The organism is Pandoraea sp. SD6-2 (genome assembly GCF_000389825.1).
Classification (GTDB): Bacteria; Pseudomonadota; Gammaproteobacteria; order Burkholderiales; family Burkholderiaceae; genus Pandoraea; species Pandoraea communis.
Window position 1 is genome coordinate 133415 of record NZ_KB944431.1, and the last position, 26627, is coordinate 160041.

Annotated in this window: 24 protein-coding genes and 1 pseudogene; 9 read left to right on the forward strand and 16 right to left on the reverse strand. The window is 64.4% G+C overall.

Going from position 1 to position 26627, the window contains the following annotated elements; translation table 11 throughout:
• Positions 1–24: 24 nt before the first annotated feature.
• Both C266_RS08155 and C266_RS08160 read left to right on the forward strand, forming a co-directional pair.
• Positions 25–765: a substrate-binding domain-containing protein gene (locus tag C266_RS08155; protein WP_051126194.1), complete on the forward strand. Its 741-nt coding sequence runs from the start codon at positions 25–27 to the stop codon at positions 763–765.
• Positions 766–945: 180 nt separating this feature from the next.
• Positions 946–2454: an amidase gene (locus C266_RS08160; RefSeq protein WP_051126195.1), complete on the forward strand. Its 1509-nt coding sequence runs from the start codon at positions 946–948 to the stop codon at positions 2452–2454.
• A 54-nt stretch (positions 2455–2508) separates the two neighbouring features.
• Here the strand turns inward: C266_RS08160 and C266_RS08165 are convergent, their stop codons facing one another.
• Positions 2509–2751 (reverse strand): DUF3820 family protein, encoded by a 243-nt coding sequence (locus C266_RS08165; protein ID WP_036662073.1) that lies wholly within the window; start codon positions 2749–2751, stop codon positions 2509–2511.
• Between the two features lie 86 nt (positions 2752–2837).
• Here C266_RS08165 and C266_RS27320 point away from each other — a divergent pair.
• Positions 2838–2951, forward strand: a pseudogene (locus tag C266_RS27320) (YdeI/OmpD-associated family protein); the annotation flags it as partial.
• A gap of 129 nt (positions 2952–3080) precedes the next feature.
• Here C266_RS27320 and C266_RS08170 read toward each other — a convergent pair.
• The 8 genes from C266_RS08170 to C266_RS08205 all read right to left on the reverse strand — a co-directional run bounded on the left by C266_RS08170 (position 3081) and on the right by C266_RS08205 (position 11504).
• On the reverse strand, positions 3081–3725 hold the full coding sequence (locus C266_RS08170) for an alanyl-tRNA editing protein (RefSeq protein ID WP_010808545.1): 645 nt from the start codon (positions 3723–3725) through the stop codon (positions 3081–3083).
• A gap of 311 nt (positions 3726–4036) precedes the next feature.
• A complete protein-coding gene (locus C266_RS08175; protein ID WP_010808546.1) occupies positions 4037–5005 on the reverse strand; it encodes an ABC transporter substrate-binding protein in 969 nt (322 codons plus the stop codon).
• Between the two features lie 58 nt (positions 5006–5063).
• Complete coding sequence (locus C266_RS08180; protein WP_010808547.1) at positions 5064–6311, reverse strand: cytochrome c; 1248 nt, start codon at positions 6309–6311, stop codon at positions 5064–5066.
• Positions 6312–6410: 99 nt separating this feature from the next.
• Entirely contained in the window at positions 6411–7265 is an 855-nt protein-coding gene (locus tag C266_RS08185) for an ABC transporter ATP-binding protein (RefSeq protein WP_010808548.1), read from the reverse strand.
• The gene (locus C266_RS08190; RefSeq protein WP_010808549.1) at positions 7259–8377 is read right to left on the reverse strand and encodes an ABC transporter permease; all 1119 of its coding nucleotides are present in this window, start codon (positions 8375–8377) and stop codon (positions 7259–7261) included. Before C266_RS08190 ends, C266_RS08185 begins: the two co-directional genes overlap by 7 nt.
• A 6-nt stretch (positions 8378–8383) precedes the next feature.
• Positions 8384–9427 (reverse strand): ABC transporter substrate-binding protein, encoded by a 1044-nt coding sequence (locus C266_RS08195; protein ID WP_010808550.1) that lies wholly within the window; start codon positions 9425–9427, stop codon positions 8384–8386.
• Positions 9428–9504: 77 nt separating this feature from the next.
• Positions 9505–10389 (reverse strand): class II aldolase/adducin family protein, encoded by an 885-nt coding sequence (locus C266_RS08200; protein WP_010808551.1) that lies wholly within the window; start codon positions 10387–10389, stop codon positions 9505–9507.
• A gap of 17 nt (positions 10390–10406) precedes the next feature.
• Positions 10407–11504: an LLM class flavin-dependent oxidoreductase gene (locus tag C266_RS08205; RefSeq protein ID WP_010808552.1), complete on the reverse strand. Its 1098-nt coding sequence runs from the start codon at positions 11502–11504 to the stop codon at positions 10407–10409.
• Between the two features lie 252 nt (positions 11505–11756).
• Here C266_RS08205 and C266_RS08210 point away from each other — a divergent pair, with 252 nt between their 5' ends.
• From C266_RS08210 to C266_RS08225, 4 genes are all read left to right on the forward strand, one after another.
• On the forward strand, positions 11757–13070 hold the full coding sequence (locus C266_RS08210) for an acyl-CoA dehydrogenase family protein (RefSeq protein WP_010808553.1): 1314 nt from the start codon (positions 11757–11759) through the stop codon (positions 13068–13070).
• Positions 13067–13714, forward strand: a complete 648-nt coding sequence (locus C266_RS08215) for a cysteine dioxygenase type I (RefSeq protein WP_010808554.1) — start codon at positions 13067–13069, stop codon at positions 13712–13714. Before C266_RS08210 ends, C266_RS08215 begins: the two co-directional genes overlap by 4 nt.
• Positions 13715–13760: 46 nt before the next feature.
• A complete protein-coding gene (locus tag C266_RS08220) occupies positions 13761–15539 on the forward strand; it encodes a rhodanese-related sulfurtransferase (RefSeq protein ID WP_081636213.1) in 1779 nt (592 codons plus the stop codon).
• 193 nt (positions 15540–15732) lie between these two features.
• Complete coding sequence (locus C266_RS08225) at positions 15733–16857, forward strand: glycosyltransferase family 9 protein (protein WP_010808556.1); 1125 nt, start codon at positions 15733–15735, stop codon at positions 16855–16857.
• Between the two features lie 176 nt (positions 16858–17033).
• Here the strand turns inward: C266_RS08225 and C266_RS08230 are convergent, their stop codons facing one another.
• From C266_RS08230 to C266_RS08260, 7 genes are all read right to left on the reverse strand, one after another.
• Entirely contained in the window at positions 17034–18194 is a 1161-nt protein-coding gene (locus tag C266_RS08230; protein ID WP_010808557.1) for an iron-containing alcohol dehydrogenase, read from the reverse strand.
• 24 nt (positions 18195–18218) lie between these two features.
• Positions 18219–18866, reverse strand: coding sequence for an ABC transporter ATP-binding protein (locus C266_RS08235; RefSeq protein ID WP_010808558.1), 648 nt, complete (start codon positions 18864–18866; stop codon positions 18219–18221).
• Complete coding sequence (locus C266_RS08240; protein ID WP_051126198.1) at positions 18859–19623, reverse strand: ABC transporter ATP-binding protein; 765 nt, start codon at positions 19621–19623, stop codon at positions 18859–18861. The genes C266_RS08235 and C266_RS08240 overlap by 8 nt, the downstream gene beginning before the upstream one ends.
• A gap of 11 nt (positions 19624–19634) precedes the next feature.
• Positions 19635–20651 (reverse strand): branched-chain amino acid ABC transporter permease, encoded by a 1017-nt coding sequence (locus C266_RS08245; RefSeq protein WP_010808560.1) that lies wholly within the window; start codon positions 20649–20651, stop codon positions 19635–19637.
• The gene (locus C266_RS08250) at positions 20648–21544 is read right to left on the reverse strand and encodes a branched-chain amino acid ABC transporter permease (RefSeq protein WP_010808561.1); all 897 of its coding nucleotides are present in this window, start codon (positions 21542–21544) and stop codon (positions 20648–20650) included. The genes C266_RS08245 and C266_RS08250 overlap by 4 nt, the downstream gene beginning before the upstream one ends.
• 129 nt (positions 21545–21673) lie before the next feature.
• Positions 21674–22978 (reverse strand): ABC transporter substrate-binding protein, encoded by a 1305-nt coding sequence (locus C266_RS08255; protein ID WP_010808562.1) that lies wholly within the window; start codon positions 22976–22978, stop codon positions 21674–21676.
• A 110-nt stretch (positions 22979–23088) separates the two neighbouring features.
• Complete coding sequence (locus C266_RS08260; protein ID WP_010808563.1) at positions 23089–24537, reverse strand: NAD-dependent succinate-semialdehyde dehydrogenase; 1449 nt, start codon at positions 24535–24537, stop codon at positions 23089–23091.
• Positions 24538–24711: 174 nt separating this feature from the next.
• Between C266_RS08260 and C266_RS08265 the strand changes: the two genes are divergently transcribed.
• Positions 24712–25614, forward strand: coding sequence for an IclR family transcriptional regulator (locus tag C266_RS08265; protein WP_010808564.1), 903 nt, complete (start codon positions 24712–24714; stop codon positions 25612–25614).
• Between the two features lie 251 nt (positions 25615–25865).
• Positions 25866–26507, forward strand: a complete 642-nt coding sequence (locus tag C266_RS08270) for a flavodoxin family protein (RefSeq protein ID WP_010808565.1) — start codon at positions 25866–25868, stop codon at positions 26505–26507.
• The last annotated feature ends 120 nt before the right edge of the window (positions 26508–26627 follow it).

A 26627-nucleotide genomic window follows, 5' to 3' on the forward strand; every position in this document is an offset into this window, starting at 1 on the left:
GCCACGCTCGGTGCGGGCGTCGCGATGACGGCGCTGTTCGCTGCCACATCCGCTCACGCAGAAGACCTGCGCGTGATGAACTCCGGCGGCTTCACGGCCGCGTACAAGCTGCTGCTGCCCAAGTTCGAGGCATCGAGCGGCGACCACGTCGACACAGCCTGGGGGCCGTCGATGGGCAAAGCGCCGGAGGCGATCCCGAATCGTCTGGCGCGGGGTGAGTCGGCCGACGTCGTCATCATGGTCGGTTACGCGCTCGACGATCTCATCAAGGCGGGCAAGGTGCGCCCCGATTCGCGCGTCGATCTGGCAGATTCGCGTATCGGTGTCGTCGTCAAAGCGGGCGACACCGTGCCGGATGTCAGCACCCCCGAGAAGCTGAAGGCGGCGCTGCTGGCCGCGAAGTCGGTCGCGTACTCCGACAGCGCCAGCGGCGTGTATATCGAGCGTGAGCTCTTCAAGAAACTGGGCATCGCCGAGCAGATGCAAGGCAAATCGGTGATGGTGCAGAAGACGCCCGTCGCCGAGAAGGTGGCCGCCGGCGACTACGCACTGGGATTGCAACAGGTGAGCGAACTGCTGCCGGTCAAGGGCGCCGTGTTCGCGGGCAAGATTCCCGAGTCGCTGCAATCGGTCACGCGCTTCGCGGGCGGCGTACCGGTGAATGCGCCGCATCCTGACGAGGCGAAGAAGCTGCTGACGTACATGGCCGCGCCTGCCGTTGCAAAGGATGTCGAATCGACCGGTCTCGATCCGCTGACGCACTGATGCGCCGGGCATCGCTGAAGATGAGAACTGACGTATTTCCACCGCCGTGGCGGACTTAATTTTCCCCTCGGCATCCTTGGCGGGTTTGACCGACAATGGCGTGACAGACAACGGCGTCGCACCGATCGACGCCACCGCCAAGGAGATAGACGCATGGCCATCGTGCCAGACCTGCCCCCCATGGCTGCCCAAACGAGTGCAGCCGCAGCCAACACCACGGCTACCCCCGACACTCCCCTGAACGATATCGTCGCGCTCGACGCGCTCGCACTGTCCGGCGCCATTCGCACGCGTCAGGTTTCGTGCCGTGAGGTGATGCAGGCCTATCTCACTCATATTGCGCAGTACAACCCGGCGGTCAACGCCATCGTGTCGCTGCGAGATGCCGACGCGTTGCTGGCGCAGGCCGACGAGCGCGACCGGCAACTGGCGAACGGTCAGTATCTTGGCTGGATGCACGGCATGCCGCACGCGGTGAAGGATATGGCCGCCTGTGCCGGATTTCCCACACGCAAGGGCTCGCCTCTGACGTCGGCAGCCCCCGACACGCAGGACAGCATCAGCGTCGCGCGCATCCGCGCTGCGGGCGCGATTTTCATCGGCAAGACCAATGTTTCCGAGTTCGGACTGGGTTCGCACAGCTACAACCCGGTCTTCGGCACCACGCGTAACGCCTACGACACAACGCGCATCGCCGGTGGCAGCAGCGGCGGGGCAGGCAGTGCGCTGGCGCTGCGCCTGCTGCCGGTGGCGGACGGCAGCGACATGATGGGATCGCTGCGCAACCCGGCGGCGTTCGGCAACGTGTACGGCATGCGGCCGTCGCAGGGCCGTGTGCCGTATGGCCCGACACCCGAAGTCTTCGTCCAGCAACTGAGCACCGAAGGGCCGATGGGCCGAACGGTGGCCGACGTCGCCCAATTGCTCGCAACGCAGGCCGGCTACGACGCGCGAAGCCCGCTTTCGCTCGCTGGCGAGACGCCGCCGTTCGCGAGTGCGCTATCGCGTGACGTGAAGGGCGTGAAGCTGGGCTGGCTCGGCGACTACGGCGGTTATCTGCCGATGGAAGACGGCGTGATGGCGTTGTGCGAAGCATCGTTGCGCGACTTCACGGCGATGGGATGCGAAGTGGCGCCGTGCATGCCCGACTTTGCACCGGACCGGCTGTGGCAGACGTGGCTTACGCTGCGTCACTGGCTCGTGAACGGTTCGCTGGGCGCGATGTATGCCGATCCGGCACGTCGCGACAAGCTCAAGCCGGAGGCGCAATGGGAAGTCGCAGGGGGCGACGCGTTGCGCGCTGCCGACGTGTTTCGCGCGAGCGTCGATCGCAGTGAGTGGTACCGCTCGCTCGCACGATTGTTCGAGCGTTACGACTTCCTGTTGCTGCCGTCGGCGCAAATGTTCCCGTTCGATGCGCAAATGCACTGGCCGACATCCTTGGCGGGCAAGCCGATGGACACCTACCACCGGTGGATGGAAGTCGTGATCGGGCCGACGCTGGCCGGGTTGCCGGCGATCAGCGTGCCGGTCGGGTTCGATGCACGCGGTTTGCCGATGGGACTGCAAATCATCGGACCTGCGCAAGCGGATCTTGCCGTGCTGCAACTGGCACACGCCTACGAGCAGCAAACGCAGTGGGTACGCCGCCATCTGCCGCCGATGCTCACTGGCGCCGTGCGGGCCTGACGGCCCTGCGAGGATGTGCCTGGACGTGCGGGCGGCGCGCCGGCCGATTCCGGCTTATCGGGCGCGCACGGCCTGCGCTTTCGCGCGCAGCGGCCGCAGCAATTCACCCAAGGCGTTGTGATCGATCTCGTGCATGAGGGCGAGCAGGCGGCCGATCTCGCCCGGCGGGAAACCTTCGCGGGCGAACCAGCTCAGGTAGTTGCCCGGCAGATCGGCGATGTAGGTGCCTTTGTGTTTGCCGAATGGCATGGGCGTCGTGACGAGGCGCATCAGCGCGTCGGCGTCGAAGTCGAGCATGGCGAAAGGGCGCGGCGTGACGCGCACGCAAGTGAGACGGAAAGCGTCACGCTACCACAGGCGGCACTCGTCGCGCTGGCGGCCATAACCGCTACGCGATCCTGTTTCGGATGCAGAACGCTAAAAAGCCCGAAACACGGGTGCGTAAAATCGAGGCGTTCAACAGCACGCTGAATCGCGGCGAAACCATTCATCCGTAGGCCAGGAAGGTCGATCGTTGTTGAAGGCCACCGGACGACGCCGCGCACTATTCGCTCGTGATTGGCTGCTACGAAAATCCATTTGAGTGTCGGATTCTGGCTGTGGATTCCCCCGGTCAATGCAACACACTAGGCTTGCACCAGCAAGATCTCAATTCGCTCCTTTCCTCGCCCCGTATTTTTGCGTTTGAGTTTCACCGCACCAATCTCGCGAGTCGATTTTGGATGCGTGCCTCCACATGCCATCATCGCAAAGCCATCGACTTTCCAGTACCTTCGCTGTGTTTGGACGTCGCTGAAACCTGTGAGGATAGGGAGGTTGCGCGACGTCAAATTCGCTGCCTCTAATTCAATCTCGGGAAACAACGGTGCCAGGCTGACATCGCTCGCGAAATCGATGCGCGCCTTATCTTGTGCGATGTGGGCGCCGATGCGCTCGATGCCCGGGCGTAGCCGATATACCAACTGCAAGACCATTTCTGCGGCAAAGTGCAGGCGCATCAGACGATAGCGCCGCTCCCAGTCAATTCGCCATGTGGCGCAGTCCCCCACACGTAGCGAATGGTCGTGCGGCAAGGTATAAACGATTTCCAGACCAAGCTTTTCGGCCTTGATAACCGGGTATCCGCCAAGCGAACCATAATCGCTCTCCTGGCCGCCGGAGAACGCAAAAAATATCGTCGACTCGACCTGGACTTGCTCACCGTCAACTTGACTGACGATGGTATCCAGCGTTGTTTTGTAAGGTTCGTCCCAGAAAATTTTTCGCATCATGATCTGACCGATCCTGTTCTTTCCCAAAAAGGTTCATAGGGTAATCGAGCTGAACTTGAGTAGCTTGTACGATCTTGCGATCGGCGTCCGTTCCTTATTGTTATTGCAACATCACCTGCGTGGTGTTCGTGGACTGCTGCCGGGATCGTCAGCACTTCTGGCCTATTGACTGCTGCCGGAATTAAGACACTTTCCAGCCTCACGCCGAAGCGCGTTCAAAGTCGATCTTAGACTGCGTATCCCAACAATTCCCGCGACGGCTCATGCGCTGGCGTGCATGGCGGAGCTTTCCCCGCCCTCCGCTGCCGCCATCAGGCCTTGATGGGAAAGCGCCGGTCAAACGTAGTCTTCACGTCGAGCGGTTGCCGGAGCAAGCCGACTTGCGAGTAAAAGTCGGCCGTACGCTGTTGCTCTGCGACGAGCGCGTCGTCGATGTTGCGCCATTTCGTGGCGCGTCGCGAGAACTGTAGTTTCGCGGCCTCGGGCGGGATGCCGACGATACGCGCCATGGCCGCAGAGAATGCATCGACATGCTGATAGGACCAGACCTGGGCACGCACGGCACGCGCGAGGAAATCGCGCAGCACGTCCTGTTTGCTCGCGATGGCGGTGTCGGTCGCCGCGAGATAGCTCAACCCCGACCAGAGTCCGCGTCCGTTCACAAGCACGCGTCCGCGCCCGGTGGTCTCCGCCACGGCGGTGTAGGGCTCCCATGTCGCCCATGCGTCGACCGAGCCGCTGGCCAGCGCGGTGATGGTGTCGGCTGGCGGCAGGAAGCGGAAGTTGACGTCGTTCGGTGCCAGACCGGCGGCGGCGAGCGCCTTGAGCGTGACGAAGTGACCGATGGAGCCTCTCGTCGTGCCGATGTTTTTGCCCTTGAGGTCGGTGGCGGTGCGCAGCGTGGCGTCTGGCCGCACGATCACGGCGGTGCCGTACGCATCGGAGCGATTGGCCCCGATGATCTTGATGGCGGCACCCGCCGACAGCGCAAAGATCACCGGCGCGTCGCCGATCGGACCGCAATCGACGGCACCCGCATTGAGCGCTTCGGCCAGCGGTGCGGCGGCGGGGAACTCGGTCCACTGAATGTCGTAGGGCAATGCCTTGAGTTCGTCTGCGGCTTCGAGCAGCGCACGCAGACCGCCTTTCTGATCGCCAGCCTTGAGGATCGGGCGGCCGGACTGCGCGTAAGACACACCGGGCAGCGCGAGTGTGGTCAGCGCACCCGCCGCACTGGTGGTCGTGACGTATTGGAGAAAGCGGCGTCGGGAAATCGTCATGATGAATGCCTGTGGTGGATTGGAAAAGGGGAAGTCCGGAGCGGACGCTGAGCGATGGCTAGTGCACGAAGCCGCCTTTGACGAAGCGCACGGGGTCGTCGTCCATTTGGCGCAGCGCGGTGGTGAGCGGGTCTGCGCGAAGGGCCGCCAGAGCGCCGTCCGGCAGGGCGGTCGACGTTGTGCACATCAGGCCGCCGTCGGCCCAGCCCCGGCGGCCGGCGGGGGCGAGGGCGCGCAACCAGCCGTCACGGTCTGCCAGCCATTCGGTGCCTGCGACGCTTGACGGGGAAGCCCCGGCAATCTGTGCGAAGACCTGCCATGCCTCGGGGTCATCGGCCACGCAGTCGGCTCGCGCACCGAACAGGGTTGTGACATTGGCCGCCGGCGTGCGCTCCGGACGTTGCGCTGCCACCTTGCGAATGCCGGCCCCTTGATGTGGTGACGGGCCATTGCGCTCGACCAGCAGGGTGAGGAAACGCGGGTCTTCAAACGGGGGCGGATGATTGGCATCGACCGCGACGACGCGCACCCGCTGATTGCCGCGCCACACGGCGATATTCCGGGTGGGGCCGTTGGTGCACGTCACTGCGAGGGAGGGCAATGCAATCGGCACGGGCCAACTGCCGCCAGCGGCCATGCCGGCCGACGCCGAGAGCACGCGCATGTAATCGAGTGCGGCCCAGATTTCGCGATCGCTCAGCCGTCCGGCGAAGCCGGGCATCGTCATGCCCCGATCGTCGCGCATGCCATACAACACATGCCAGAACAGTTCACCGTCTGCGCGGCGGCTTAGTAAGGCGCTCGCCATGGTCGGCGGCCACCGGTGCAACGTGGAGGCCAGCCGGCCTTCGCCGCGTCCGTCGGCGCCGTGACATGCAACGCACTGGGCCGCATACACACGTGAGCCTCGCGAGATGCTCTGCACGGAGAAGCCCGTCGGGCTCGTATGGAAACTGGTCGGCACGGCGGCCGTCAGCCAAAGCGATGGGGACGGCCATGGGGCCAGCACAAGTGCGCCAAGGGCGGCGGCGAGCAGCCAGCGCCACGCGCGTCGCCAGAACAGCGCCAGCAGCACGCAGGCGAGCGCAAACGCGATGGCCGCGAGCATCCCGCCGAACTGACGGGCGAGGGCAACGTCGATGACGAGATTTTCACCGGCGATGCGCACGTCCCACGGCCACGCCGGCGCGCCATGCGAGTCGCCGGTGATGCCGAGCGCATAGAGCGTGTCCAGCCCGGCGGACTGCACGAACTGAAGGGCTTGCAGCAGGGCGTTAAGCCAGAGATGCGAGGGGGGCGACGTCATCGGGCGCGCTCCGCCGGGAGGCGCTCCGATGACGCCGATAACGCCGATGACGGCCGGTACGTCGACTTCATTCGCTTCGTGACACCACGACCTGCGCGATTACCAGCTTGCATCGAGCCCCAGGTGTCGGAGCGCTTCGTGGCGCAGTTCGGTAATGCGCGCGTCGCCGCGATGGCGCGGATAGGGCAGATCGACACGTAGCTCCGCCACGATCTTCGCCGGGCGCGGGCTGAACACGATTACGCGTTGCGCCAGGAAGAGGGCTTCCTCGACATCGTGCGTGACGAGCAGCGCCGAGAAACCGGCGCGTTGCCACAGATCGACCAGTTCGCTTTGCATCGCCAGGCGCGTGAGCGAGTCGAGTTTGCCGAGCGGCTCGTCGAGCACCAGCAGACGCGGGTCGTTGACGAGCGCCCGGGCGAGTGCCACGCGCTGCGCCATACCGCCGGAGAGTTGATGCGGAAACGCATCGGCAAACTCCGAAAGGCCCACGCGTGCGAGCGCTGCGTCGACTCGCTGGCGTTCCTTGCCGAGCACGCCGCGGGCTTGCAGACCGAGTGCGACGTTATCGCGCACGCGCCGCCACGGGTAAAGCGTCGGGTCCTGAAACACCACGATGCGCGACGGATCGGGACGCGTAATCGCCGTGCCATCCTGCGTGATCGTGCCGCGTGTCGCGGTCTCGAGTCCGGCAACGAGGCGCAGCAACGTGGACTTGCCGCAGCCGCTTGGGCCGAGCAACGCCACGAACTCGCCGGGCGCGACGCTCAAGTTCACCCCGTCGAGCACTTGCAACGGTGCCTGCCGCGTGCCGAACCAATGATCGACGCCGCGAATATCGATCCGCGCGCCGGTGTCGTTCGCGGAGGCGGCGCTGTCGCTCGCGGGATGAGACGCCGGAGCGCCAGCGTCCCGCGGGTCGAGTGTAGGAGAAGACGTTGCGGCGCTTACCATTTGACGGTTCCTTTCTGCCACGCAAGCGCGCGGTCACGCACGGTGAAGAGCAGCGTAATGACACCGGAGAAGAGCAATGCCATGACGATCAGGGCGGCGTACATGTTCACGTAGGAGGCCCAGCCCTGCGCCCACGTGAGGTACCAGCCGAGGCCGGACTTCACGCCCATCATCTCGGCGGTGACGAGCACCGAGAACGATGCCCCAAGCCCCATGAAAAGACCGACGAAAACGTTGGGCAGTGCAGCGGGAATCGCGACGCGCAGCACCAGAAATGCATCCGACGCGCCGAGCGTGCGGGCAACGTCGTAGTAGCTCTTGTTCACCCCTGCGACGCCTGACCACGTGAGCACCGCGACAGGAAATGCCGTCGACAGCGCGATCAGGAACGTTGCGGCCGAATAGCTCGACGGAAAGAAGTAGAACGTGAGCGGCAGCAGGGCGGTGGCAGGCACCGGGCCCAGTACGCGCAGTACCGGATGGACCCAGTAACCGATCGCGCGAGACCAGCCGATCGACACACCGATCAGAAAGCCTGCGATGGCACCGAGTCCGAAGCCGATGCCGAGCAGCTTGAGCGTGTTCACGGCGCTGTCGCCGAGGCGTCGCCAATCGTCCGTATAGACCTCGATGAGGGCTTGCGGCGGGGCGAAGAACGGCGTGGGCAGCGATCCGGTCTTTGCGGTGAGGATTTCCCACGCGGCCAGCACGAGCGCGATGGCGACGAGCCACGGGCCCGCACCGGTAAGTGCTTCGCGCAAACGCAGCAACGGCGGGGTGGCGCGGCCTGCGACCGACAGCACAGCGAGTATGGCGGCGGCGACGAGTGCGAACGCGCCCAGTTCGTCGGTAAAGGCCCAGTCGGAGAAGCCCACGATCTTGTTGGGCCAGCGCAGCGTGAGCGCGCCGAAGGCGGCCCATGCGAGCGCGGCGGCGAATCCGGTGCCCCACAAGGCGGGCGTGCGGGGGGCGGCGAAGCGTTGATCGATGTCGGTGTCGTCGAAGCGGGGCACGGGCACACGCAGCGTTGTGCCCGCCGTCTGTTCGGCGAGTTCCAGTGCGCCGGCAGGAGAGGCCCCGCGTAGCGCAGCGTTGTCGAGAATGGCACTCATGGTCGTTTATCCCAGGACATTGGCGTAGACGTGCTGCGCCAGTTTCTGCGGGTCGGTGCTCTTCTTGAGCACACCGATGCGGCGGAAGTCGTCGGCGAAGAAGGCGATTTCATCGCGCAGGTCTGCGCCGGTCGGATGGTGCGAGTAGGTGAGCGTTGCGTACAGCTTGCGCAGGTCTTCGGGGCTGATCTTCGGCGAATACTTGGCGAAGATCTTCGCGGCCTCGTTCGGGTTCTCGTTCACGAACTCGGTGGCTTGCACGATGGAGCGTGCGAGCGCGCTAGCTGCTGCGCGGTCGTTGCGCACCAGTTCCCCGCGCGCGCCGATTACGCAGCACACCTTGCGGGCGTATTCGCCGCTCAGGTTGGTGGCCAGTTCGACGTACGCGCCCTTGGTGCGTTTCTCCAGCAGATACAGATTCGGGTCGCCGTCGGCAATCGCCTGAATCTCGCCCTTGTCGACGGCCACGCCAAGCAGGTCGGCCGGGTACTGACGCCAGGTGATGTCGCGCTCGGCGTCGATGCCGTTCTTGGCGAGCAGGATCTGGAAGAAGTGTTTGCCCGGTGCGGCAAGGTCGGAGACGCCGATGGTCTTGCCCTTGAGCGCGGCGAGCGACGTCACGCCCGCGGCCTTCGCGCCCAGCAAGCGCACGCAGCCGCCGTGCGAACTGCCGATGATCTTCACGTCGAAACCGGCTTCGAGCGGCTTGAGCCAGCGGTGGATCATGCCGACGGCGGCGTCTGCCTTGCCGGTGGCAATCGATTCGAGCAACTGGTCGGTCGAGCCGCTGTAGTTGATCAGGTCGACTTGCAGGCCGTTCTTCTCGAAGAAGCCGCGTTCCTGCGCGGCGACGATCGGCGTGAGGCAGAACGAGTTCTGATTCCATGCGAACGTGAGCTTGCGCGGTTGCGACCACGCACGGCGTCCGAGCAAGAGGGCCGGGGCGGCCAGTGCGGCGGCCGTGCCCGCGCGCAGCACCTTGCGGCGGCCGGGGTGAACTTCGTGTTGCGTCGTGACTTCCGAGCCGTTGGCGGTGTGACGAAACTTCATGGAGACGACTCCCCTGATGATTTCTGATGTTTGTGTGCGGGTGGCGAAATGGGGCGCGTGAGGCACGCCCCGCGACGTCAGTCGAGCAGATCCGGCTCGGCGGCAACCAGTCCTTCGTAGAGGCTTTCGAACGAGTACAGCGCGCCTTCCGGGCCGCCGACCTGACTGTGCGTGTGGCGCGCCGTCGCATCGTCGATCGGCTGCGGCGTGCCGGCGGCTTGCGCGAGCAACTGCGTGTGCGCGGCGTTCTCGAGGGCGATGTACCACCATGCGGCGGCCTCGACGGTCGGGCCCGCTGTGAGAATGCCGTGGTTCTTGAGAATGACGCCCTTGACCGTGCCGCTGCCGTCGGGCTTGTTCAGCGCGCGGGCGATACGGTTGCCTTCGCTGTCGTCGACCACCATGCCGGTGAAGTCGTCGAACAGTGCGTGGTCTTCGAAGAAACCGCACGAATCCTGCGTGAGCGGATCGAGCGCGCGTCCGAGCGTCGACCATGCCTTGCCGTAGGTCGAGTGCGTGTGTGCGGCGGCAACGAGATGCGGATGGGCCTCGTGAATGGCGGCATGGATCGCGAACGCCGCCTTGTTGAGCGGCTTGTCGCCCACGACCGTCTCGCCCCTGGCATTGACAAGCAGCAGATCGGAGACCTTGATGCGCGAGAAGTGCACGCCCAGCGGATTGACCCAGAAGTGGTCGGTCAGCTCGGGATCTCGCGCCGTGATGTGTCCGGCCAGTCCGAGGTCGAAGCCGTGGCGCGCGAAGATGCGAAACGCGGCGGCCAGACGTGTCTGGCGGTGGCGGCGCTCGGCAAGCACATCGTTGCGCACCGGCGGCGCGTCGAACCAGAAGCGCTGCTGCGGCGCGGCGTTGAGCACGAGCCCGGTGGGCGTGGTGCGTGTCGGGGCGGGGGTGGACGTCGAGCGTGCGAACGTATGCGTGTCGACGGGCAGAACGGCAGCCATGGGCAGTCTCTCCTTCATCAGGCCGCGCGGCGCGTGGCGTCGTTTTGACGATCGCGTTCGGCCACCAGGGTGCGCAGACGCGGAATGAGTTCGCGGCCATAGTCGATGGCGTCGCCCAGCGGATCGAAGCCGCGAATGAGGAACGTCGTCACACCGAGGTCGTAATAATCGAGCAGCGCGTCGGCGACTTGCTCGGGCGTGCCGACGAGCGCGGTCGAATTCGAGCGTCCGCCGATGAGTTTGGCGATCTCCGTCCACAGCACCTTGTCGAGGCGCGCCCCCTTATCGGCGGCGGCGAGCAGGCGTCGTGCGCCTTCGCTTTGCAGCGCCGAACCTTGCGTCAGGCCAGCGGCTTCCCGAATAGCTTTCGCCTGCGCGAGAATTTGATCGGCGCGCGCCCAGGCCTTCGCTTCGGTCTCGCCGAGAATCGGGCGGAACGACACCGAGAAGCGCGGCACGCGGCCGTGCACTGCGGCGGCCGCGCGTACGCGCGTGGTGATGTCGCGCACCTGATCGAGCGATTCGCCCCACAGGGCATAGATATCTGCGTGCTTGGCGGCGACTTCCAGCGCGGCTTCCGACGCACCGCCGAAGAAGATCGGCACGTGTGGTTGTTGCACCGGCTTGACCTCCGAGAAGCCCTGCTTGAAGCGGTAATACGTGCCGTCATGGTCGAACGGGCGGTCTTCAGTCCAGATGCGACGCAGGATGCTCAGATACTCGTCGGTACGCGCGTAGCGCTCGTCATGCGAGAGAAAGTCGCCGTCGCGTTGCTGTTCGTCATCGGAGCCGCCCGAGATGAAGTGAACGCCGAGACGGCCGCCGCTGAACTGATCGAGCGTGGCGATCTGGCGCGCGGCCAGCGTCGGCGCGACGAAGCCCGGGCGGTGCGCGAGCATGAAGTGGATGTTCTCGGTCACCGTCGTCGCGTAGGCGATCGTGAGCGTGGCGGACGGGCTGGTGGAATGGTGCGGTACGAGAATGCGGTCGAAGCCGGACTGCTCGTGGGCGCGGGCGAAATTACGCACGTAGTCGCGGTCGACCGCCGGGCCGTTTTGCGGATGAATTTCGGATTGCTTACTGCTTTGAATCATGCCGATGATCTCGACGCTCATGAACGCTCTCCTTATTTGGGGCAGGACGCGTGCACGGCGACGTGGGTCGGTTTGCGCTACACGCCCATCGATCGGAAACAGACGGTGAACGTGAGTGAGCCTACGCAAACAATTCGCGGCCGTTAAATAATCATTTCCGCAAAGATTATTCGATATGGATGGTTGGGCGAGGCTGAGCCGGGCCTTACGCTATGAGCACTGCGTAAGAAGGCACGCGCTGTGCCAAACGCGTATTTGCTTATTCCAAAAGCCATGTCTTCTCTTGGTCAATCGCCGTTGCTGTCCGACGCGTTGCCGTCGCCAGCGAACCAGGCGCCGTCCGGCGCGGTGCTACCTCTGCCGCGGGCCGATGGTCCGGCACGTCTTGCGCAACTGGCTGCCTTGCTGCCTCCCATTACACGCACGCTCGCCGAGCGTGCGGCGGCGCTCGACCGCGAGGCACGCTTCCCGTTCGAGAACTTCGCCCTGTTGCATCGTCACGGGCTGATTGCCGAAATCGTGCCGCGTGCGCAGGGCGGCGGTGGTGGCGGGCTGGTCGCGGCGCGGCGCATCGTCGGCGCCGTTGCGGCGGGCGAATCGGCCACCGCGCTCGTGCTGACGATGACCTACCTTCAGCACCGCTCGCTCGTCCGGACGAGCACGCACTGGCCCGAGGCGCAACGACGTGCGGTTTTCGATAGTGCGGTGCGCGACGGCGCGTTGATCAATGCGCTGCGCGTCGAGCCCGATCTGGGCACGCCAGCCCGGGGCGGCTTGCCGTCCACCATGGCACGACGTACCGAGTCCGGCTGGCGGCTGTCTGGCCGCAAGCTCTACTGCACCGGCATTCCGGCGTTACGCTGGTTGTCGGTCTGGGCACGAACCGACGAACCGGAGCCGCGTGTCGGGGTATTTCTCGTGCCACGTCCTGATGGTCCGCAGGCGCTGCCCGACCGGCCGGGTATTCGCGTCATTCAGAACTGGGATCACCTTGGGCTGCGCGCGTCGGGCAGTCACGAAGTCGTTCTTGAAGATGTCGACCTGCCTTTCGGCAATGCTGTCGATATTCGCTTGCCCCATGAGTGGGCGCCGGCGGGCATCGGTCAGCCGGATAACGACGCGCACATGGAACAACAGGCGTGGATGAGCGTGTTGCTGGGCACCCTCTATGACGCGGTGGCGCGCGCGGGTGTCGATTGGCTCGTGACGTTCCTGAACACGCGCGTGCCGGGTAATCTTGGCGCGCCGCTCGCCAGCGTGCCACGCATTCAGGAGACGGTGGGCGAGATTGCGACATTGCTGCATGTGAACCAGCGATTGCTCGATGGGGCGGCCGAGTCGGCTGACGCCGGCGTGCCGGATGACGACATCGCCAGCGGTGCGTTAAAGTTCACGGTAACGGGCAATGCCATTCGGGTTCTCGAACTCGCTTTGCAGCTCTCTGGCAATCATGGACTTTCGCGTAACAATCCGCTTGAGCGTTACCACCGCGACGTGCTGTGCAGCCGCATTCACACGCCGCAAAACGACACCATTCTGGGCGCTGCCGGCCGGCGGGCGCTCGCTGCTTTCCGGGAATCCGTATGACCGCCATTTTGGATGGCATCGCACTGAGCGGTGATGTGCCCGACCATGATTACGAAGCGCTCGATCCGCTGCGCAACTTTGTTGCCGCATTCTCGCGACTGCTAGAACGCCGTCCGCACGAGACGACGCTCCTTGAAGAGGGCGCCGGGCTGCTCGCCCAATTGGTCGCTCGCGACGACTGGCTGCCCGAGGCGTTCGCGACCCCGCATCCCGATCACTATCAGCAATACCTGCTGCATTGCGATTCCGCACAGCGTTTTTCCATCGTGAGTTTCGTATGGGGGCCGGGGCAGCGCACACCGATTCACGACCACACCGTGTGGGGCCTGATCGGCATGCTGCGCGGCGCGGAGGACTCCCTGCCTTACGTGCTCGACGCAAAGGGCGTGCCTGTCATTGCGGGCGAGCCGGTGCGTTTGTCGCCGGGCGACGTGGAGGTGCTGTCGCCGCGTCTGGGGGACATTCACCGTGTGACCAACGCCTACGCCGACCGGGTGTCGGTGAGCATTCACGTGTATGGCGCCAACATTGGTGCGGTGCATCGCAGCGTGTTCACCGAGTCGGGCGAGCGCAAAGGCTTCGTCTCCGGCTATGCGAACGCGCAGTTACCGAACCCTTGGGGCAGAGCGGCGCCACGCGTCTGAGAGCCGCGCGCCCATCAGCCGCACTGCACATGCCGCAGTGCACCACATGGTGTGCCACTTGTGCGGGGCCCTTCTGCGACAATGGCCGCTGGCATACGCAGACGGGGCACCTCGCCGTGCCGACACACGATACCGAAGCAACGTTCGACGAATTCAAGGAACCACCGTGTCCGCTCACTCGACTGACGCGCCGTCGCAGACGGCTGACCAGGCGCTCGCCGCCGCCGATTTCACCTTCCCCGAACTGACCTTTGCCGACGTGCGCGCCGCGTTGCTCGCGCGCGAGGAAATTGCTCTGCTCGACGTCCGTGAAGAAGATCCGTATGCGCAGACACATCCGTTGTGGGCTGCGAATCTTCCGCTCTCGCGTGTAGAAATCGACGCATGGGCGCGCATTCCGCGACGCGACACACGGGTCGTCGTGTACGGCGAGCACAACGCTCAGGATCTCGCGCCGTTCGCAGCGAGTGTGCTTCGCAAACTGGGCTACACGAACGTCAATTTGCTCGCGGGCGGCCTCGACGGCTGGATTGCTGCGGGCGGTGAAGTGTTCCGCGACGTCAACGTGCCGAGCAAGGCTTTTGGCGAGTGGGTCGAGGGATTGCGTCATACGCCGTCGCTGTCGGCGCAGGAAGTGCAGGCACTGCTCGATGCCGAGGCCGACATGGTCGTTGTCGACGCGCGCCGCTTCGACGAATACCAGACCATGAACATTCCCGGTTCGACGAGCGTGCCCGGTGCCGAATTGGTGCTGCGTGTTCGTGAACTCGCACCGGATCCGGCCACGCGCGTGATCGTCAACTGCGCGGGGCGCACGCGAAGCATCATCGGCACGCAATCGCTCGTCAATGCCGGATTGCCGAATCCGGTGGCGGCATTGCGCAACGGCACCATTGGCTGGACGCTGGCCGGTCAGACCCTCGAGCGAGGGGCGGATCGCCGTCATCCGTCCACCGTGCGTGAAGCGACACTGGCGGTTGCGCGGGAGGGGGCGAGAGCCGTTGCCGATCGTGCCGGGGTACGCCGCATCGCGCTAGCCGACGTGGCGTCGCTGAATGCGCCGGGGCGCACCGTGTATCGCTTTGACGTGCGCACGCCGGAAGAATATGAAGCGGGGCACTTGCCTGACTTTGCGAGTGCGCCGGGCGGGCAACTCGTGCAGGAGACCGACCATCAGGTGCCGGTGCGTGGCGCGTGGATCGTGTTGGCGGACGACGATGGCGTGCGTGCCGATATGACCGGTTCGTGGCTGGCGCAGATGGGCTGGACCGTGTACGTGGTCGAACCGCACAGCGCCGAGGCGCGCAGTGCGCGGGGTGGCTGGCCATTGCATACGCCGAGCGCGCCTGACGTGGCGACCGTCTCACCCGCGTTGCTGGCGCGGTGGCTCGACGAGGCGGTGCCGGGGCAGGTCGCGGTGCTCGACTTCACGTCCGGTGTCAATTACGTCAAACGTCACATACCGGGCGCGTGGTTCGTCATTCGTGCGCGGCTGGCTGAGGCGTTGCGCAAGATCGGACCTGCACAGCGTTACGTGCTCACCTGCGGCTCGAGCTTGCTCGCGCGCTTTGCGGCTGCGGATCTGCGACGTCTGAGCGATGCCGAGATCGTGGTGCTCGATGGTGGTACGCAGGCGTGGATCAATGCCGGACTGCCGTTGGAGTCGGGCGAGACGCGATTGGCCAGTGTGCGTGATGATCGATATCGCCGTCCGTATGAAGGCACCGATAACGCTGCTGAGGCGATGCAGGCATATCTCGACTGGGAGTTTGGGCTCGTCGATCAACTGCATCGAGACGGCACGCACCACTTTCAGGTGGTGTGACGGGCCTTGTCGAGGGAAAACGGGAGATGCAGGCGGCGACGGGCGGGCGGCAAGGGAAGGGGTTGCGGTGCCGTTTTCGCGGACAGACGTGGCATACTCCCGAACTTCCGGCGCTGTCGCCTGACTCGCGGCGTGAGCTTATTTCACGGGCATGCGGGGGCGAGGCGGCGGCCCACCTGCTTTCGATTCGACCATGCCATTGCAGCGCTTCATTGCCCGCCGTCTAGGCGCCCTTACCGAGCCGAGCACCCGCATTCCTTATGCGTGGGTGTATCACGAGCCCGACGTCTTCATGCAACGCACGTCGTCGTTGAGCGTTGCCAAAAAATATCTGCACCGGCGCTTGCGTCTCGCGATAAGCGGGCAGTCGAATCGAGAAGTGCGTCATGTGGCGCCGAATGCGCGGGTGTTGTGGATCTATGGCGGCAAGGCGTCGGTGGGCGATGCCGTGATGGACATGTCAGGCCGGGCGCTGTTGCGTGGACGTGAGGGGCCTGTCGATCTGCTGATTACGCCGGGGCTGAAGGCGTTGTTCGAGGGTGACGATATCTTCCGTCACGTCTACGACGATCCCGCGAGCGTGAATCCGGGCGAATACGACGTCATCGTATTGCAGGAATTCAACTATCCGACTCTGCGGCTGAAGCGAAAATTCTTCCCGTCGCTGCCCTTTGCCTGCTTGTTCCGCTTCTTCCACGGCCCGGATCGTAATCAGACACAGTTCAGCTTTGCGGCCGTCAACGATGTCTTCTCGTTGGGGCTGGCGTCCGACGACTTGTTTGCGCGTGCAAAGCCGTATCTACGCAGGGAGTCGGAGTTACCGGAGGCTGTGGCGCAGCAACTGCCGGCGGGGCCGTTTCTGGTGCTTGCGATGGGGGGTGTGGAGCCGCGCCGCACATATGCGCAATGGCGTGAGTTCTTGCAGGCATACGACATAGCGTACCAACCGGGGATGCCGGCGGGCATTGTGTTGTTGGGATCGGGCAATGGAGCTGATGCGGCGAAGGCGTTGATGACGGCGAAATTTGTCAATCTGCAATTGGCGTCGTACGTGGGTCAGTTGACGTTGCGTGAAGCGAAGCGAGTGATTGCAAACGCTGCACTTTTCGTGGGTGCCGATGGTGGTTTGATGCATGTGGCGCACACGACATCCACGCCGAGCGTGACGCTCTTTGCGAAGGCTGAGCCCCCCTATTTGCGACTGACGCCGCAGTGTCAATCGGTGCCGTTGCAGACAGATTCAGACGTGAGTGCGGTGGATCCGGAGGAGTTGGCGGAGACGGTCGTTGCCACCTTGGCATCGGTGCCGCTGCGCTAGCGTTAGGGGGGGAGAACGGGGAAAGAGACGGATCGGGGCCCCTTTCTGAATCGAGTTGGGTTTATGTCTGAGAGGCGGAAAGGGGCCTCGGTCCGTCGGAGAGGTACTCTGGGCGGGTGCAGCAACGGGTCGGCCGATCAAGCCGACCCGGGGTGCAGGGCAAGGGGCCTGTCGATTTAGAACGCGGCGCTATAGATAGCGAAAGCGTCTGCCTCGGTGACTTCACGCGGGTTATTCACGAGAAGGCGCGTCTGGCGCATGGCGTCGCTGGCCATGCGGGCGATGTCGTCTTGCTTGACGCCAACTTCCCGCAGGGTACGGGGAATCGCGGTATCGACGATGAGTTGCTCGATGTGTTGAATGAGCGCGTTGGTTTTTGCCTCATCGCTGCCGGAGATCTTGGCGGGAAGGATGACATCGGCCAGTTCGGCGTAGTGCTTGCTCGCGGCAGGGGCATTGAAGCGCATGACATGCGAGAGCACGAGGGCGTTAGAGAGGCCGTGGGCGACGTGGAAGATGCCACCGATCGGGTAGGCGAGGGCGTGAACGGCGGCGACGGGCGAGTTTGCGAAAGCTTGTCCGGCGAACATGGCGCCGAGCAGCATAGCTTCGCGGGCCTCGCGGTGGTTGCCGTCGTTGCAGGCGGGCAGCAGATTGCGCGAGAGCAATTCGAGGGCTTTCACGGCGAGCGTGTCTGAAATCGGGTTCTTCAGATGCGCGGACGTATAGGCTTCGATGGCGTGCACCATCGCGTCGATACCCGTTGCGGCGGTGGCGACGCGTGGCAGACCGAGCGTGAGTTCCGCATCGAGAATTGCGAGGTCTGCGTAAAGTTGCGGCGCTACGACACCCATCTTCGTCGTTTCGCCGGTTGTCACGATCGACACGGCGGTCACTTCCGAGCCCGTACCGGCGGTCGTCGGCATTTGCACCAGCGGCAGGCGTGTGCCCGTGACATTCTTGACGCCGTACATTTCTTTGATCGACTGCGTGCCGGGCAGCAGTACGGCGAGTAGCTTGGCTACGTCCATCGACGAGCCGCCGCCCAGCCCCAGCACGATCTCTGCGTCGGCGGCGCGGGCGCGTTCGGCGGCTTCCAGCACCACATGCTCAGGCGGGTCGGCGATTACGTCGTCGATCACCGAGACCTGCCAGTCGTGCTTGGCGAGATCTGCCAGCGCCGGGGCCAGCAGACCGCTCTTGTGCAAAAAGCCGTCCGTCACCACGCACAGGCGTTTGCCCGCCGGATACTGCTCGCGCAACAGCGCGCCCAGACGGCGTGCTGCACCAAATTCCACGACGACCGTTGGAACCGTCTGGAAACGAAAAGCGTTCATCATCGTTTTCCTCTTGAGACCTTCTCAGATTGACGCGACCATCTGGCCGCGATCGATTCGGTAGACGCTATCGAGCACCGCGCCTGCGTGTTGCAGATCTGCGCCCGACAGAATCACCGCGAGACCGGCGCCGCGCATCTGGCCGATCACCTCGGCAATGCGCTTCGAGAGCGCCGGGGCCACGCCCTCGAACGGTTCGTCGAGCATCAGCAGACGCGAACTGGTCATGAGCGCGCGTCCGACAGCCACCAGTTTCTGCTGGCCTCCCGACAATTGCAAGGCACGGCGCGGCGCCCACTCCCGGGCTTCCGGAATGATGCGGTAAACCTTGTCCAGACGTTCCTGCACGTCCTTCGCCTTCAGTGCCCAGGCGGGCACACACAGGTTTTCCTCCACCGTCATGTCCGGAATCAGACGGCGATCTTCCGGGGCGTAGCCGATACCCAGCGACGTGCGCTCGTGCGGCGGCGCCTTCACCAGATCCACGCCGTCGAACGTCAGCGTGCCGCCGTTCGGCTTCACCAGTCCCATGATCGCGCGCAACGTCGTCGTCTTGCCCGCACCGTTGCGGCCGATCAGACCGACAATCGCGCCCTTCGGCACCGAGAACTGCACCCCGCGCAGAATGTCCGTCGCGCCGAAGCGCACATTCAGATTTCCGACCTCAAGCATGGGCCACCTCGCTTGCCACATTCCCGGCGCCCGGCACCGCAGCCACCGTCTCGCCAATGATCAACTCGCGCACCTGGGCGTTGGCCAGTACCACATCGGCCGTGCCGTCCGCCAGAATACGGCCGTCGCAAAACGCCAGCACCCGATCGCTGTAGCGGCGCACGATTTCCATATCGTGCTCCACGAAAAGCACCGTAATGCCCAGCGCGCGTGCTGCATCCAGCACACGATTCATCACGTCGAACTTCTCTTCCGCCGCCACGCCCGAAGTCGGCTCGTCGAGCAACAACACTTCCGGCTTGCAGACCATCGCCAGCGCAATATCCAGCAGCTTGCGCACGCCCTCGGGCAACGTGCCCGACATCATGTCCGCGAACTCCAGCACGCCAAGACGCGCCAGACTCTCGTTCGCCAGCTCGGCCGATAGCCCCGAAATCGCCAGCGCGATCTCGATGTTCTCGCGCGCCGTCTGCGAGCCGAAGAGCTGCGGAATCTGGAACGAACGTGCAATGCCAAGACGCGTAATCTTGCGCGGTGCGAGCCCCGTGATGCGCTTGCCGCGGAACACGATCTCCCCGCGATCCGGCTTGATATAGCCCGTGAGCATGTTCACGAACGTCGTCTTGCCCGCACCGTTCGTGCCGATCAGCCCTACCACGCTTTGCGCGTCGATATTGACCGTAATGTCCTTCGCCGGCGAGACACTGCCGAACGTCTTGTACAGGCCCGTGGCCTCAATGATGTGTTTCGATGCCATCTCGTGCCCCTTCATGCGGCGTCGCCCGAAGCGGTCGCCGTCGTCGTTGCCGTCTGCGTGACCGGATGCACAGCCCCCCGCTTGCGACGCGCCAGCCCCAGACTCGTCAGCCCGCCCGGCAGGAACGCAATGATCGCCAGCATGATCGCGCCCATTACGATCTGCCACGTGTTCGGTGCGTAGCGATACGCCATCGCGCGCGCCACTTCCAGCAACAACGCACCGATGAACGGCGAGAAGGCGAAGCGCGTGCCCGAGAGCACCGCGATGAAAACGAACTCACCCGAGGTCGTCCAGAACGCCATGTCCGGATCGATGTGACCGATGTTGAACGCCTGCAACGCGCCGCCCAGACCCGCAAGGGCGCCGGCAATCACATACGTCAGATGAATGTTCGCGCGCGCCGACGTACCCAGATACTCCACGCGGATCTCGTTGTCCTTGATCGCGGGGCCGAGACGGCCCGGCGTCGAGCGCATATACAGCGCAACCGCCATCACACAGACAATCGCCGCGATGAAACCCACCGCGAACAGATTCGTGCCCGTGAGCTGCCACGGCTCAGCGCTGCTGCCCAGTGTCGGAGCGTTCACGTTGAAGCCGTCGCTGCCGCCGAGTTCCACGTTATTGAGCAACAGGCCGTAGCAGATCATCGACAGCGCCAGCGTGAGCATCGCGAAGAAAATGTCGCGGTAGCGTGCCAGCAGGAAACCCAGCACCAGTGCGAGAACGGCCGAGACGATCATCGAGATCGCCAGCAGCGAGAACAGCGCCGTCAGCCCGTAATAGTTCATGCCGAGGCCCACGCAGTACGCGCCGACTGCGAAGAACAACGCCTGCCCGAACGAGGCCAGTCCCGTGCGCAGCAACAGCGCCAGTCCCAACGCGACGATACCCTTCGACAGTGCCACCGACACTAGAAACTGCCACTGCGGCAGCGCCAGACCTGCCGCACCGATGGTGGCGAAACCGATCACTGCGAGCCACGTGCCGGGCGCGCGCAGGTGAGAACAGATTGCGGAACTCATATCTTGCGAGCCTCCATCGGAGCGAAGATGCCTTTCGGACGCACAGCCAGCACCAGCGCCATGACGATGTAAATCGAGAACAGCTCACCTTGCGGCCAGTAATGCACCGCACTCGCGCGCACCAGACCCACGAGCAGCGCGCCAAACGCCGCGCCGGGCAGCGAGCCGAGCCCGCCGATCACCACCACCGCAAAAGTGAGCACCACGATCTCGACCCCCATGCCCGGCGCCACCGACACCGTCGGCGCTGTCAGCGCACCGCCAATGGCGGCCAGCACGGCGCCGGCCATGAACGTCACCACGAAATAGCGGCTCACGCGAATGCCCATCGCCTGACTGACCTCACGATCGTGAATCACCGCGCGCAGCAAACGGCCGCTGCGCGTGAACTTCAGGAACGACGTGAGGCCGATACCGGCCACGAGCGCCACGCCCACGATCAGGAAGTTGTAATTCGGGTACGAAAGATCGCCCAGATCGAAATTGCCGAGGAAGCTGTACGGCTCCGACACCGTGTATGGGTCCACGCCCCATACCAGCTTGATCGCGTCTTCCATGATCAGGAAGAGCGCATAGGTCACCAGCAGCAGCACCACGGGGTCTTGCCCATAGAAACGCTTCAGCACCCCGCGCTCCATGATGAAACCGATGGCTCCGCCCGCGACAATGGCCGCCAGCACGAGCAACAGATAGCTCACGTAAAGGTTGCCGCCCTGGGCAACCCACGGGCCGATCAACGTCACGCCAGCGTACGCACCCAACGCGTACAGGCTGCCGTGCGCCATGTTCAAGATTTTGAGCACGCCGTAGACGAGGGTCAGTCCCAGGGCAACCAGGAACAGCCACGCGGCGTACATCACCCCGTCCACCAGGACGGCGTAGATCTGCGACATCTCGCATTCTCCTTGGAACGCAAAGCGGCGGGCGGCACACAGTCCGCCACGCCCGCTTTGCGGGTACGACTCAAGGTCGTTGCAGCTTTATTGCGCGGAAGACTCGTGAGTCCTCCTGAACGAGACGCCTCAGTGCTTCAGGCCGCCCTTGATCCAATCGGCCGACTTCACGCCCTCGGGCGGCGTGACTTCCGCGATCGAATACTGCTTCACGTCGGTCACGGTGACCTTACCGTTCACGTTTTTCACAATGCCGAACGCCGTGCCCTGCGCTGCCTGATGCCCCTTGCCCAGCGTCAGGCCGATCTTGCCGGCCGGTGCGTCGAACGCGAGGTGCTCGAACGAAGCGATAACCTGCTCGGGCGTGGGCTGCTTGCCGCCATTGGCCGCCTGCGCCTTCTCATAAGCCGCCTTGAGCGCGAGGATGCTCTGGTTCATCTTGTACGACGGGTAGCTCGGCGTATCGTTGAACTTCGCGCTGTAAGCGGTGCGCAGCCAACGGTTCAGTGCGTTGTCGGGCGCGAACATGCCGTACATGCCGCGTGCACCGATGATCACGCCGTCCGGCAGACGCGTCTTGCCGTGCGTGGCCGTCTCGCCTGCGGTGAGCACTGTCAGCGACTTCTTGAACAGATCGCGCGGACCGGCCTGTACCACGAGGCCTTCCAGATCGCCGCCCCAGAAGCTCGAATGCAGCACGTCCGGGTGCGCGGACAACAGGCTCGAAATACCAGCGTTGTACTGGCCGGCGCCCAACTGCGGCATTTGCGAGCTGACAGCCTTCGCGTTCGGCTTAAGCGCCTTCAGCGTGCCTTCGAAGTCGGCCCAGGCGTCCTGACCCCAGGCGTAGTTCTGATTGATGCCGGCGTACGTTTGCAGATCCGGCTTGCGCTCGGCAACGTAGCGGGCTGCGCCTACGTTGTCCATCGTGGCCGTGGCGACTGGGCGGAAGACGTACTTGAAGCTGGCGTCTTCGAACACGCGCGGCGTGCCGCAATCGAAGAGCAGCGTGACCTTCTTCAGTTCTTCTGCGACCGGTGCGATGGCCAGGCAGTTGCCCGACGACGTGTAGCCCACCACATAGTCCACGCCCTGATTCAGCAGGTTGCGGTATTCGCTCACTTGCTTGCTCGTGCTGCCCGCTTCGTCGATGTAGACGAGTTCGATCGGTGCGCCGCCGAAGCCCTTCGTGGCGTACGGGGCCGGCACCTTGCCGGCGTTGAGTTCGGCTGCCGTGATTTCGGCGGCGTTCTTGGCGGGCACGCCGAACGGACCTGCGGCGGCGCCCGACATGAACGTCACGATGCCGATCTTGATCGGCTTCGCGGCCGTTGACGTCTGCGCTTGCGCCGTCGTGGCAACCGAGGCGATGGCGGCGCCGGCCGCGAGTGCGAGAGCGAGCGGCTTCATGCCGCGCTGGATAACGCGCTTCATACTGGTTTCCTTTGGTGGTGTTGCGACTTGTCTGTCGATTTATGAACTTGCGGAGTTCTGATGCTCCGGCGCTTCGGTGCGATGGCGGGGCCTGTTTCCAGGCCCGTCCATCACACTTGCAGACACAGGTACTTCAGTTCGAGGTATTCCTCGATGCCGTAGTGCGAGCCTTCGCGGCCCACGCCCGATTGCTTGATGCCGCCGAACGGGGCGACTTCATTTGAGATCAAGCCGGTGTTCAGGCCGACCATGCCGTACTCCAGCGCTTCGGCCGTGCGCCATGCGCGCGAGATGTCACGTGTGTACAGATACGCCGCGAGACCGAATTCCGTGTCGTTCGCGAGTGCGACGGCTTCGGCGTCGGCCGTGAAGCGGAACAAGGGCGCTACCGGGCCGAAGATTTCTTCGCGTGCCACGCGCATTTGCGACGTTGCGTCGGCAATCACCGTCGGTGCGTAGTAGGTGCCGCCCAGCGCATGCGCTTCGCCGCCCACCAGCACACGGCCGCCGCGCGACTTGGCGTCTTCCACAAGCGTGACCACCTTTTCCACCGCCTTGCCTTCGATCAGCGGGCCGATCAGCACACCGTCTTCCAGACCGTTGCCGACCTTCATGTCGGCCACGCGCTGCGCGAACTTCGCGGCGAACGCATCATAGACGCCGTCCTGAATATAGAAACGGTTCGCGCACACGCACGTCTGGCCGCCATTGCGGTACTTCGCCGCGATCGCCCCTTCGACGGCGGCGTCGAGGTCCGCATCGTCGAACACGATGAACGGTGCGTTGCCACCCAGCTCCAGCGACATGCGCTTGACGGTCGGTGCGCACTGCGCCATGAGCAGGCGGCCCACGCCGGTCGACCCCGTGAACGACAACTTACGCACGCTCGGGTGCGAAGTGAGCACGCCACCCACGGCACGCGCGTCACCCGTCACGACCTGAAACACGCCGCCCGGAATGCCGGCGCGGTGTGCCAGTTCGGCTAGCGCAAAGGCGGAGAGCGGCGTGAGTTCGGAAGGCTTGACCACGATGGCGCAGCCGGCGGCCAGTGCCGGGGCGACCTTGCGTGTGATCATCGCCGCGGGGAAATTCCACGGCGTGATGGCCGCGCACACGCCAACGGGCTGCCTGAGCGTGACGAGGCGCTTGTCCGAGGCGGGCGTGGCGAGCACATCGCCATCCACGCGTTTGGCTTGCTCTGCGAACCACTCGACGAAGCTGGCGGCATAGGCGATCTCGCCGCGCGACTCGGCGAGCGGCTTGCCTTGCTCACGCGTCATCAGATACGCCAGATCCTCCGTGTGGGCGATCATCAGATCGAACCAGCGGCGCAGCACAGCGGCACGTTCCTTGCCGGTACGGGCAGCCCACGGCTTTTGTGCGGCTTCGGCCGCCACCACGGCACGCGTGGTTTCCTCGGCGCCAAGTTCCGGCACCTTGGCCAGCACCTCGCCCGTGGCCGGGTCCAGCACGTCGAACGTCTTGCCGCTGTCGGCCGCGATCCATTGACCGTCGACCCAGGCGAGTGTCTTGAAGAGGGTAGTGTCTTTGAGTTGCATGGCTGTTGACCGGGCTCGCCGGCTTTTCCTGTTGGCGAAACGGCGCGCGGCAGTCTCTCGGTTGCTGCTTGCCGTTCTATCTATTGAACGATATTCTATGTATTGAACATGATTCTACGTATTGAACGTTTCGGGGGCAACTAAGGGGTTTTCCTAGGGCGGAATGAGAATGACTTGCCCGTACCATGCTCGCGCGTGGCCCGCCACCCGATCCATCCTCACGATTTCGAAGCCGACACCCCGTTCATGCCCAAGCGCACACTCGACGTACCCGCCAACGCTTCTTCCGACGCCCTTGCCACCGAGCCGATCAAGACCACGGCGCCTGCCGTGGTGCGCGCGGTGCACGTCCTGGATGTGATTGCGGCCTCGTCCGAGCCGGTGGCGCTGGCCGATCTGGCGCGCGAGACGGGGGTGCCCAAGAGCACGTTGCATGGCCTGTGCGATACGCTGGTCAAGCTGCGGCTGGTCAAGCGCCATGCCAATGGCGGCATGACGATGGGCTCTTACGTGATGGGATGGGCGAACGCGTTTCTGACGCAGACCAACATTACCGAGGAATTCCGGGCGGTCTGGGAGGCGTCGCGCGCGTTTGCGCAGGAAACCGTGACACTGTCCGTGCTCGACGGCGCGGAGGTGATCTATCTGGCCTGCCATAACGGCAACCGGCCGCTCGGCGTGACCTTCCGCATTGGCATGCGGCTGCCCGCGCCCTACACCGCGACCGGCAAGGCCATGCTCTCGACACTGCCGCCCGGCGAGGCTGCTGATCTGCTGGCCGGTGTATGGCCTGCGCCGCTTACGCGGGCGAGCGTGAGCACTTATGCGGCGTTGGCCGAGGAAATGGCGCAGGTGCGTCGCGATGGCTATTCGATCGACAACGGGCAGATGCGCGAAGGCATGATCTGCTTCGGTGCACCGGTGTTCGATGCCAGCGGCGAGCGCGCCGTGGCCGGGCTTGCCGTCAGTTTTCTCACAAATGAGATCGATTCGGAGACCGGTCGGCGCATCGGATGCCAGATGCGCGAACTGGCCGATCAACTCTCCGTGCGGCTTGGCGCACCGGCCCGCCGTTAGCGCGTATCCGCGCGCGGTCAGCGTGGCGCCATCTTCCCGTCAGCTGGGTGCTGATTGACCGACAGCGTGGTGCAGCCATTGGATTGTTATCTTTGGCGGAACAGTCATGTCCAGTTATGCGGGCTATTCCCTAGGGGTTATCACTGGCATTATTTGGACTTGACTGATGTCCAGACAAGCCAGAGGAAGCGTAGGGAAGCGCGATCCCGGCGGTGCCATGGGGCGGACATCCATTCGGGAAGCACTACGCCATGTCCAATATCGCAATCGTGTACTACTCGCAAGGCGGCGCAACCGCCATGATTGCCCATTCCGTCGCGCAAGGCGTGAACGACGCCGGCGCACACGCACAATTGCTCAGTATCGAGCCGCACCAACTCGTCGACGGGCAATGGCACGACGAAGCCATGCTCGCGCGTCTGGCGGCCGCCGACGCCATCATTTTCGGTGCTCCGGCCTATCAGGGCGGTATCGCCGCCCCGTTCAAGGCATTTGCCGACGCAACGACCGGCCTGTGGCGGGCACCCAGTTGGCGCGACAAGGTCGCTGGCGGATTCTCGTTCAGTTGCCGTTCGTCCGATGACAAGCGCAATACCCTCGACTACTTCGCGGCGCTTGCCGTGCAGCAGGGCATGGTGTGGGCCGATGTCGACGCATCCGGCATTGCACCGGGCGCATCCGCCGGCAAGCGTCACGCCAGCGATTTTCCGGCCGTCACGGCGTCGGGCATGGAAGTCGACGCCGCCTATGCACTCGATCCGGCGGATGTGATCGCCGGCAAGCAGTACGGCCGCAACGTCGCGGCGCTCGTCGCCCGTCTCGCGGGTGAGGTCCTCGAATCGCCCGCCGTGCTTGCGCGTCGCGCGCGCGAAGCGGCCGAGCGCCGTCTCTGAGCCAGGGTTGATTCGGCAAGACGCGTGAGCGGCAGGCGGGCCCGCGAAAGCTCGCTAGAGACGAATCGCAGTACCAATGAAAAAGGCGTGGCGCCGGATAGGGTGCCCACGCCTTTTTGT